At 73.1% G+C, this 8590-nt stretch carries 5 protein-coding genes; 4 read left to right on the top strand and 1 reads right to left on the bottom strand.

Annotated elements, in window-relative coordinates; translation table 11 throughout:
- The first annotated feature begins 164 nt into the window (after positions 1-164).
- Positions 165-1175 carry an SUKH-4 family immunity protein gene (locus KV557_RS38180; RefSeq protein WP_218206275.1) on the top strand — a complete coding sequence of 337 codons (1011 nt, stop codon included), beginning with the start codon at positions 165-167 and terminating at the stop codon, positions 1173-1175.
- 267 nt (positions 1176-1442) lie between these two features.
- Complete coding sequence (locus tag KV557_RS38175) at positions 1443-2795, top strand: hypothetical protein (RefSeq protein WP_218206272.1); 1353 nt, start codon at positions 1443-1445, stop codon at positions 2793-2795.
- Here KV557_RS38175 and KV557_RS38170 read toward each other — a convergent pair.
- Positions 2792-3421: a hypothetical protein gene (locus KV557_RS38170; RefSeq protein ID WP_218206271.1), complete on the bottom strand. Its 630-nt coding sequence runs from the start codon at positions 3419-3421 to the stop codon at positions 2792-2794. The two genes, KV557_RS38175 and KV557_RS38170, sit on opposite strands and share 4 nt — an antisense overlap.
- Before the next feature lie 536 nt (positions 3422-3957).
- Between KV557_RS38170 and KV557_RS38165 the strand changes: the two genes are divergently transcribed.
- Complete coding sequence (locus KV557_RS38165; protein WP_218206269.1) at positions 3958-4242, top strand: beta/gamma crystallin domain-containing protein; 285 nt, start codon at positions 3958-3960, stop codon at positions 4240-4242.
- A 632-nt stretch (positions 4243-4874) separates the two neighbouring features.
- Positions 4875-8528 carry a transcription-repair coupling factor gene (mfd, locus tag KV557_RS38160; protein WP_218206267.1) on the top strand — a complete coding sequence of 1218 codons (3654 nt, stop codon included), beginning with the start codon at positions 4875-4877 and terminating at the stop codon, positions 8526-8528.
- Positions 8529-8590: the final 62 nt, after the last annotated feature.

The raw sequence follows: 8590 nt of genomic DNA, 5'->3' as shown, positions 1-8590 counted from the left end.
GCTCGACCCGGACGACCGCGAACTGCTCGCCCTCTGGTGGCTGGAGGCCAGCGGCGACCTCACCCGCGCCGAACTCGCCGAGGCGCTCGACCTGAGCCCGCAGCACACCGCCGTCCGGGTCCAGCGGCCCGAACGCGGGCGGTGCCCCCGGCGTCGTCCCGCCGGTGCCCGGTCCGCCGCAGGGCGCCCCGGTGCCGCCCGGCGTACCCGCGGTCGGCCCCGGCTACTTCGCCGCGCTCAGCTACCGCGGCCCGGACGGCTCGGAGCAGAAGCTGCTGCACCGCAGCGAGCCCGGCACCCCGCACCCCGAGTGGAAGATCCTCCAGGACCTGCGGCGGCTGAACGTGCCGCCGGAGCAGGTGCTGGAGCTCTACACCGAGCTGGAGTCCTGCGATCTGCCGGGCGGCTACTGCAACCGCATGATCGCCGCGTCCTGGCCGAATGTCCGGCTCACCCACACCGCCGCCTACGGCCGCGACCACGCGTCCCGGCAGGCCGGGATGGCCGAGCTGCTGGACCACCTGGACGAGCTGCACCAGCTGGCCTCGGGCGCCCAGCGGGTCCGCCCGTTCCGGGTGCCGCTGCCCGCGCCCGGGACGGTCCCGCCGCTGCCGCCGCTCCCGCCGCAGCAGCTGGCCCAGGAGCTCGGGCAGGCCTTCGGGCCGGGCGTGTTCCGCTTCGAGCAGCGCGCGGTCTCCCGCCAGGGCGTCCCGGAGCCGGTGGCGCAGACCCTGATGTGGGCCGGGCTGCCGCGCGACTTCGCACCGTTCTTCTGGGCGCAGGCCCAGGAGGGCCGGCCGATCCCGACGCTGGCCGAGCTGGCTGCCGAGCGCGGCCTGCCGTCCGGTCCGGACTTCGGCGGCTACCTGGTGCTCGGCAGCGACTACGGCCGCCAGCTGTGCGTCCAGTACGGCACCGCGAACGTGGTCGCGGTGGACGTCGACGGAACCGGCCAGCCGCCCCGGTTCGTCAACACAGGTGTACCGGAGTTCGTCCGCTCCCTGGCCCTCCTGGGCCGGATGTGGCGGCTGCGGTACGGGCTGACCCCGGACCAGGCCGGTCGCTGGACGACCGACTTCCAGGCCCAGCTCGCCGCGATCGACCCGGCTGCCCTGCAGAACGCGGACACGTGGTGGGCCGTGCTGCTGGAGCAGTTCTGGGACGGCCTGCTGTAGCGGGCCGTCACGGATCCTCGCAGGTGGGGAGGGGTCGTTCCGGTGCCCGGAACGGCCCCTTCGGCATGCCGTCGCGGCGCCGCCTCGTTGGGGTTTCGCCCGGATCTGCGCAAAATAGGTCAAGAGGATCGGTCTATTCGTCCGGTCCTCGACAGATTGAGATCCGTCCGACGCATGAATCCGGACCCGGTCGCCGAACCGGTTCCGGATCCGTCCGTTCCGTCCGATCATGGGCTCCGCAGCCCGCGACACGAGGGGAAAGAGCCCATGAGCGACGCCGTCCCCCAGTACGGCTTCACTCCGGCCCGGCGCGGTTACGCGCCCGAGCAGGTCGACCGGGCGCTGGCCGCCCTCACCGCACAGCGCGACGAGGCGTGGGAGCGGCTCAGCGTCCTCGGCGCCGGGATCCGTCAGATGGAGGGCCGGCTGGCCGAGATCCGGCAGGCCGCCGAGGACGCCCCGGCCCCCGACTACCAGGTCCTCAGCGAGCAGGCCGCCGGACTGGCCGCGATGGCCGAGAACGAGGCGCGCGCCGTCCGTGAGAAGGCCGAGCGCTTCGCCGAGGACCTGCGCGACGAGGTGTACGAGGCCGGCCAGGCGGCCGACCACGCCGCCAAGGAGTACGCCACCACCACCCGCGCCGAGGCCGACCAGGCCGCCCGGCGCACCGATGAGCGCACCCGGGCCGAGGCCGAGACCCTCCGGGCCGACGCCGACCGCGAGAGCCGCACCGCCCGGGACGGCGCCACCGCCTACGCCGCCAAGGTGCGGGTCGCCGCCGCCGAGGCGAGCGAGCAGGCCGAGGCCGAGCTGGCCGAGCGGCGGCGCACGGCCGACGAGATCTTCGCCGAGGCCCAGACCAGGGCCGACGCCGAGGACGCCGAGGTGTCGGCGACCGCCGAGCGCCGGGTCAAGGAGGCCGAGCAGCACCGGGAGACGGTGCTGGGCCGGATCAAGCAACTGGAGACCGAGGCCCAGGCCAAGGCCGACCAGCTGATCGAGCAGGCCCGCCGGGAGGCCGAGAAGATCAACGCGGCGAGCGAGCGCGAGCAGCGCGAGTTCGCGGCCCGGCAGGAGACGGTGCAGCAGCACCTCGACCACATCAAGGCGACGCTCGCCTCGCTCACCGGGGCGGCGGTCGGGCAGATCGAAGCGGTCAAGGAGGCGGCTGCGGCTGCGGCTGCGGCTGCGGTTCCGGCTCCGGCCGCGGCCGAGGACGCCGCTTCGGCGGACTCCGAGGCGGACACCGGCGAGATCGCTGTCCCCGACCTGCGGAAGCGGGATGTGCCGGCGGCGCGGGAGAAGGCGACGGCGGTCCTGCGGCTGCCGTCCACCCCGGCCGGAACCCCGGTCGACGCTCCGGCTGAGGCCGCGCCCGCTGACGCTGCGCCCGCCGACGCAGCTCCGGTCGATGCCCCGGTGGTGACCGGCCCGGTCGCGCCCGCCGGGCTGCCGCCGAAGCCGGCCGCGCCGCCCAAGCCCGTCCCGGTTCCGACGGGCCCGGCCGACGCCGCCGAGGGGCAGCAGGAGGACGAGACCCGGATCATCCCGAAGATCGTCATCGTGGACGACGGTGCCGACTACGCCACTCCGAACACCGTCACCTACCGCCGTCGTTAGGCGGGTGACTCGCCCGCCAGCAGCTTGGTGAGCTTCGCGTCCTGGGCCCTGACCGCCTCCCGTTGGGCGGTCAGGGCCTCGGCGTTGCGGTCGATCAGCTGCCGCTGGTAGCCCGCGAGGACGGCGAACCAGAGCGTGGCCAGGTTGCTCTTCGCCGTGCAGTCGAGGTCGGCGCGGGCGGTGGCCAGCTCCTCCGGGGTGATCTCCGGTGCGGCCCGGAATCGCTCGGGCAGGGCCTCCGGGCTCGCGGCCTCGAACCCGGCCGCCGCGATGCAGGCCGACCACTCCTTGGTCGCCGCGACGACCCGGGTGTCCTTCCCGGTGGCCTTCAGCGAGTCGTCGAACAGCCGGCCCACCAACTCGGTGCCGGACCCCTGCGGCGAGCCGAGCCGTTCCGCCGCCTGCCGGTCGCAGTCGACCCGCGCGGTGTCGTAGGCCTCGCCGGAGCCGGCCGGGGCGGCGGCCGGGCGGGGGAGCGTCCGCTTCGGCGGGTGGAAGCCCTGGACGGCGGCGGCGTCGGCGCCCAGGTAGCCCCACGCGCCGGCCGGCAGCGCGGTGGCGTTGTCCGGGGCCTGGGCGGGCTGGAGGCCGTCCCCGTCGAAGGCGGGGAACCCGGCCCGGCGCATGCACGAGACGATCAGGATATTCCGTGCCTGAATCTCTTTCACGGCGCCCTGGTCATCGGCCTGATAAGCGGAGAGCGGGAGTCCGGTCATTCCGCCGCGGCCCGATTCCGGGGCCGGTGCCGTGGTGATCGCCGGCGGGGTCGGTGCGGAATCCGCGGAGCCGCCGCCGGAGGTACTGGCACAACTCGCGGAGAATGCCGCCAGAGCGACCGTCAGGGCGCCGGCGGTGAAGCGTCCGAAATTCGCGGGGAGTTGCAAGCGTCTGCTCCGATCCTCAAGCGCTGCAAGCGTGTTCGGACCCTAGCGCATTCCGCCCGGGCCGGATCCCGGGGCGGCCCCGGGGGCCCGGCTTGGCCGGAAAACAACTGTCCGGTGCTGCCCCGCCGTGAAAATCTCTGGAGTCGCAACCGCGACCGATGGAGGGGTTCATGGTTATCCGCACAAATCCCCGGACGAGCCACCGGAACGGAAATGGGAAGGCCCGTCGGCTGGGCGCGCTGACGGTCCTCACGGCGGCCGCCGCGACACTTCTGCCGGTGTCCGGCGCGAATGCCGTGGACCGGGTCGACTGCGGCACCCGGAACGATTTCGCAAAGGTGTACAACTACGGCTACGGCGGCCGGCTCTGCTTCGCGAACGACGGCTGGATGGCCGTCCGCATCTACAACGTCGACCGGATCGACGCCGGCAACAACCGGGTCGTCACCTACCTGGGCGGCGGGCTCGGCTCCTGGACGGTCTTCAACTGGGAGCAGTACGACTTCAACAGCAACCAGGGGCACCAGGTGATGATGTACGACATCAACCTCTCGCGCTGGTAGCGCCCGTGCTCTGAGGGTGGCGCGTAGAGGTGGTGCGGTCCGGGCGGGTGCGGACGTCCGGCGGCACCCCTGGAACTCGGCGGCGCCCCGGAAACGAATGAGGCCGAGACCCGTGGCGCCCTCCAGGAAAGGGCGCCACGGTTCCCGGCGCTTGGGCGGGCGCCCCCACCCAGGGTCGCCCGGCCTCGCACCTCCGACCCCCATCGGGGGTGCGACTGTGCCACCGCAGCCATCCCCCACGGTTGGGTGCGGCGGGCACATTCACCATGGTGCGCGATCTCCATGGACGGGCAGTGACAGGAGTATGTCCACTTCATGGCAGATCGCGGAGCCGGAGCTTGACCGGCGTTCGGCTGGTTCGTCCACGGGCCGGTCCGGTGTTCCGTCCAGTGGTTCGTCCGCGGTCGCGTCGGGGCGCCGGCGGCGGGTGTCGAAATGAGTGCGCCGAAGGCGGGCGCCGGGGTGGTTCGTCCCCGCCCGGCCCCGCCGGGCCCGTACGCCGCGTGCGTGTCGGTGCCGCGGCGTAGGCTGGAGACCCCCGGCCGCTCGGCGTGCCGGGCCGTTCGCGTTGCCCCGGCAGGCCTTCGCCGCCCGGAGGCAGCACCAGCCACGGGACGAAGAAGAGACCCCAGATGAGCCTGACCGGACTGCTCGATGTCGTCGCGCGGGACGCGGCGCTCGCCGAGGCGATCGAGGCCGCGACCGCCACCGGAGCCGCGGCCGGTGACCGCCGCCACCTGGACCTGGTCGGGCCGCCCGCCGCCAGGCCGTTCGCCATCGCCGCGCTGGCCCGCGCGCTCGCCGTCGCGGCGGCCGGGGACCGCGGCCGTCCGGTGCTCGCCGTCACCGCGACCGGCCGGGAGGCCGAGGACCTCGCCGCCTCGCTGCGCTCGCTGCTGCCGCCCGACGCCGTGGCCGACTTCCCGGCCTGGGAGACGCTGCCGCACGAGCGGCTGTCGCCCCGCTCGGACACCGTCGGCCGCCGGCTGGCCGTGCTGCGCCGGATCGTGCACCCGCGGGCCGACGACCCGGCGGCCGGGCCGGTGCAGGTGGTCGTCGCCCCGGTGCGCTCGGTGCTCCAGCCGCAGGTGAAGGGGCTGGCCGAGCTGGAGCCGGTCGCCGTGCAGCGCGGGGAGTCGCACGATCTGGAGGAGGTCGCCCGCCGGCTCGCGGCCGCCGCCTACGCGCGGGTCGAACTGGTCGAGAAGCGCGGCGAGTTCGCCGTCCGCGGCGGGATCCTGGACGTCTTCCCGCCGACCGAGGAGCACCCGCTGCGGGTGGAGTTCTGGGGCGACGACGTCGAGGAGATCCGCTACTTCAAGGTCGCCGACCAGCGCTCGCTGGAGGTCGCCGAGCACGGCCTGTGGGCGCCGCCCTGCCGTGAGCTGCTGCTCACCGACGAGGTGCGGGCGCGGGCCGCCGAGCTGTCCGCCGAGCACCCCGGGCTGGCCGAGATCCTGGACCGGATCGCCGAGGGCATCGCGGTCGAGGGCATGGAGTCGCTGGCGCCCGTCCTGGTCGACGACATGGAACTGCTGATCGACGTGCTGCCGCTCGGCTCGGTCACCGTGGTCTGCGACCCCGAGCGGGTGCGCACCAGGGCCGCCGACCTGGTGGCCACCAGCCAGGAGTTCCTGCACGCCTCCTGGGTCGCGGCGGCGGCCGGCGGGGACCGGCCGATCGACCTGGAGACCATCGACGTCTCCGCCGCCTCGCTGCGCTCGCTCGCCGAGGTGCGCGAGCACGCCGCCGAGATCGGGCTGCCCTGGTGGTCCGTCAGCCCGTTCGCGACCAGCGAGTCGACGGTGAGCGAGGTGCTTGCCCGCGACGGAGTCGCTGATTGGCACGGCGACGCCAACACGCTCACCCTCGGCATGCACGCCGTCGAGGCCTACCGCGGCGACACCGCCCGCGCGATCGCCGACGCCAAGGAGCGCCTGGCCGCCGACTGGCGGGTCGTCATGGTGACGGAGGGCCACGGGCCCGCCTCCCGGCTCGCCGAGGTGCTGGGCAACGAGGGCATCCCGGCCCGGCTGGTCGCCGACCTCGTCGAGGCGCCCACCCGGGACGTCGTCTACGTCTCCTGCGGCTCGATCGAGCACGGCTTCGTCGACGAGAACCTGAAGCTGACGGTCATCACCGAGACCGACCTGTCCGGCCAGAAGTCCTCCACCAAGGACATGCGCCGGATGCCGTCCCGGCGCCGCAACGCGATCGACCCGCTGGCCCTGGTCGCCGGCGACTACGTCGTCCACGAGGCGCACGGCGTCGGCAAGTACGTCGAGATGGTGCAGCGCACCGTGCAGGGCGCCACCCGCGAGTACCTGGTGCTGGAGTACGCGCCGGCCAAGCGCGGCCACCCCGGCGACCGGCTGTTCGTGCCGACCGACCAGCTCGACCAGGTCACCAAGTACGTCGGCGGCGAGGCCCCGACGCTGCACCGGCTCGGCGGCGCGGACTGGGCGAAGACCAAGCAGCGGGCCAAGAAGGCGGTCAAGGAGATCGCCGCCGACCTGATCAGGCTGTACTCGGCGCGCATGGCCGCGCCCGGCCACACCTTCGGCCCGGACACCCCGTGGCAGCGCGAGCTGGAGGACGCCTTCCCGTACGCGGAGACGCCGGACCAGCTGACCACCATCGCCGAGGTCAAGTCCGACATGGAGAAGTCCGTCCCGATGGACCGGCTGATCTGCGGCGACGTTGGATACGGTAAGACTGAAATTGCTGTGAGAGCCGCGTTCAAAGCGGTGCAGGACGGCAAGCAGGTGGCCGTGCTGGTGCCGACCACGCTGCTGGTGCAGCAGCACTTCTCGACCTTCGCCGAGCGTTACGCCAACTTCCCGGTGACGGTGAAGGCGCTGTCCCGCTTCCAGACGGACGGCGAGGCGAAGGCCGTCCTGGAGGGGCTGTTCGAGGGCTCGGTGGACGTCGTCATCGGCACCCACCGGCTGTTCTCCTCGGAGACCAGGTTCAAGGACCTCGGCCTGGTGATCGTCGACGAGGAGCAGCGGTTCGGCGTCGAGCACAAGGAGCAGCTGAAGAAGCTGCGCGCCAACGTCGACGTGCTCACCATGTCCGCCACCCCGATCCCGCGCACGCTGGAGATGGCCGTCACCGGCATCCGCGAGATGTCCACGATCACCACCCCGCCGGAGGAGCGGCACCCGGTGCTGACCTTCGTCGGCCCCTACGACGAGAAGCAGATCTCGGCCGCGATCCGGCGTGAACTCCTGCGCGAGGGCCAGGTGTTCTACATCCACAACCGGGTGGAGTCGATCGACAGGGCGGCCGCCCGGCTCAAGGACCTCGTCCCCGAGGCGCGGATCGCCACCGCGCACGGGCAGATGGGGGAGACCCACCTGGAGAAGGTCGTCGTCGACTTCTGGGAGAAGGAGTTCGACGTCCTGGTGTCGACCACGATCGTGGAGTCCGGCATCGACATCTCCAACGCCAACACCCTGATCGTCGAGCGCGGCGACACCTTCGGCCTCTCCCAGCTGCACCAGCTGCGCGGCCGGGTCGGCCGGGGGCGCGAGCGCGGCTACGCGTACATGCTGTACCCGCCGGAGAAGCCGCTCACCGAGACGGCGCACGAGCGGCTCGCCACGATCGCCCAGCACACCGAGATGGGCGCGGGCATGTACGTCGCGATGAAGGACCTGGAGATCCGCGGCGCCGGCAACCTGCTCGGCGGCGAGCAGTCCGGGCACATCGCGGGCGTGGGCTTCGACCTCTACATGCGGATGGTCGGCGAGGCGGTGGCCGAGTTCCGCGAGTCGCTGGCCGGCGGCGGCGAACCGGAGGAGGAGCCGCTGGAGGTGAAGATCGAGCTGCCGGTCGACGCGCACGTGCCGCACGACTACGCGCCCGGGGAGCGGCTGCGGCTGCAGGCGTACCGCTCGATCGCGGCGGTCAACTCGGAGGCGGACATCCAGCAGGTCCGGGACGAACTCGTGGACCGCTACGGCAAGTTGCCCGAGCCGGTGGAGAACCTGCTGCTGGTCGCGGCGCTGCGGCTGTACGCCCGGCGGTGCGGTATCTCTGACATCACGCTGCAGGGGGCCAACGTCCGGTTCGGGCCGGTGGAACTGCGCGAGTCGCAGCAGCTGCGGCTGAACCGGCTGTACCCGCGCAGCCAGGTCAAGGCGGCCAGCCGGCAGCTGCTGGTGCCCCGGCCGAGCACCGGCCGGATCGGCGGCAAGCCGCTGGTCGGGCGGGAGCTGCTCGGGTGGTGCAGCGAGTTCCTGTCGGCGATGTTCGACGACCTGGCGGGGACGAAGAAGTAGCGACCCCCGATTCGGGGAATTGGCGGCGGTCCCGGGCTCGGCCCGGGACCGCCGCTGTCGTT

Source organism: Kitasatospora aureofaciens (assembly GCF_019192735.1).
GTDB classification, from domain to species: Bacteria; Actinomycetota; Actinomycetes; order Streptomycetales; family Streptomycetaceae; genus Kitasatospora; species Kitasatospora aureofaciens_A.
The sequence above is the reverse complement of the archived record's forward strand: the minus strand, read 5'-3'. Positions and strand labels throughout refer to the sequence as shown.

Excerpts from the sequence above, each read along its gene's own strand:
- KV557_RS38170 (WP_218206271.1), bottom strand. The coding sequence starts at position 3,421 with ATGCGCCGGGCCGGGTTCCCCGCCTTCGACGGGGACGGCCTCCAGCCC.
- mfd (WP_218206267.1), top strand. The coding sequence starts at position 4,875 with ATGAGCCTGACCGGACTGCTCGATGTCGTCGCGCGGGACGCGGCGCTC.
- KV557_RS38175 (WP_218206272.1), top strand. The coding sequence starts at position 1,443 with ATGAGCGACGCCGTCCCCCAGTACGGCTTCACTCCGGCCCGGCGCGGT.